General features: G+C 63.2%; 1 protein-coding gene. It reads left to right on the forward strand.

The genetic code is table 11. From position 1 onward, the window contains the following. The coding region (locus tag GVL12_RS26135; protein WP_159918413.1) for a hypothetical protein at positions 1-228 on the forward strand (228 nt) is incomplete at both ends.

Consider the following 228-nt stretch of genomic DNA (forward strand, 5'->3'; position numbering starts at 1 on the left):
TGGTCCTGACCAAGGCCGAGCTCGAAGCACTGTCGAGCACTCCCAAGACCCTCTCCACGGAGTACGGCGCGCTCGAACTCAAGGGCTATGCACAGGCCGCCGATGGCAGCATCACGCTGAGCTACACATATACGCTGCAAGTCGCTCCCGACGTTTCCGGCACCGACACCAGGGACGACTTCACGGTCCAGGCCAAGGACCGCGATGGCGACAGCCACAATGCCACCG

The sequence above is a fragment of the Pantoea sp. 18069 genome, from assembly GCF_902706035.1.
In the GTDB taxonomy this organism is placed as follows: Bacteria; Pseudomonadota; Gammaproteobacteria; order Burkholderiales; family Burkholderiaceae_C; genus Comamonas.